Here is a 1,319-nt window from a genome sequence, read left to right on the forward strand (position 1 = left end):
CCGATCTATGGACCACGCCCGCGTTGCAAGAGGAATCGACAAAGGGATGAAGCGGTTTGCGCCAATCTATCCGGCTTCAATTTGGGGCTGTTGCCCCGAGCCATCATGGATATCCGCCCACTTCTGTCCTCAATAACTCGCCGGCCTCCAGAAGGGCCATGGAGTCGAACCAGGCTTCAGAAGTGTCGGTGGAACCGTTTCTCCATTCGTCCTTTCCGTCTCGCAAACCTCGGCGGGTTATTGTGCTTTCTGATCGGACCTTGGATCTTCCTTTACGGTCTGTTTCTCATGCGGTGCGGCTCAAGAGATTGGCGTCGTAGTCGCGATTCTTTGCGAGCATGCTCCAGGCCATGCGCGCAAGTTTTGAGGCTAGGGCAACGACTAAGACGTTCGAGTGGAGTCGCTTGGACGCTGCCTCCAACCAGGCTCCGAAGCCATGCCGAGGCCAACTCTGACGCTGCAGAAGTACGGCTCTGGCACCTTGAATGAACAGCGTTCGTAGGTACCGATTACCGCGCCTCGATATGCGGCCGAGAATGGTCCGATCGCCAGTCGAGATTTGCTTGGGTACCAGACCAAGCCATGCTGCAAAGTCCCGGCCCTTATGGAAGGCATCGCCGGTTCCGATCGCGGCGACCATCGCGCTTGAGGTGATCGGCCCGACGCCGGGCGCACTCATTAGGCGGCGACAGTGTGGATCTCGACCAGCGAGTTCGTCGATTTCTTTCGTCATTGACGCGACCCGTCGGTCGAGATAGCGCCAGTCCTCGGACAAGTCTTGTATGAGCTGGATCACTCGAGGCGATAAGCTATCCTTTGGCGCTGAGAGAATCTGAGGAAGTGCCAATCGGAGCGCCGCGGCTCCTTGCCGGACTGCCAGCCCTCGCTCAAGCAAAAAGCCTCGGATTTGATTGATGACCGCGGTTCTTTGCGTCACCAATCGACTGCGAACTCTGTGCAGCGCCTGCAAGTCAAGTTGCTCGGCCGATTTCAACGGGACAAAGCGCATAGTCGGGCGCTGTGTCGCTTCTGCGATGGCTTCGGCATCACGGAAGTCATTCTTGTGGCCCTTGAGGTATGGCTTCACATATTGCGCCGGCAAGAGCCGTACTTGATGGCCTAATTTCTCCAGCTTGCGCCCCAAGTGGTGTGCTCCTGAACAAGCCTCCATTCCGATCAAGCAAGCAGGAACATTAGCCAGCGACTGCTCAAGCTGATTTCTAGACTGCTTCTTACGTAGGATGATTGCACCCGTGGTATCAAATCCCACCACATGGAAGGTGTTCTTGCCTAAGTCGATACCGATCGTGACAATGTTC

At 56.3% G+C, this 1,319-nt stretch carries 1 protein-coding gene; it reads right to left on the reverse strand.

The features are described from left to right. Positions 1-286 precede the first annotated feature (286 nt). A complete protein-coding gene (locus tag XH80_RS02960) occupies positions 287-1,315 on the reverse strand; it encodes an IS110 family transposase (protein ID WP_271597263.1) in 1,029 nt (342 codons plus the stop codon). Between the last annotated feature and the right edge of the window lie 4 nt (positions 1,316-1,319).

The sequence above is a fragment of the Bradyrhizobium sp. CCBAU 45384 genome (assembly GCF_028128665.1).
Taxonomy (GTDB): domain Bacteria; phylum Pseudomonadota; class Alphaproteobacteria; order Rhizobiales; family Xanthobacteraceae; genus Bradyrhizobium; species Bradyrhizobium manausense.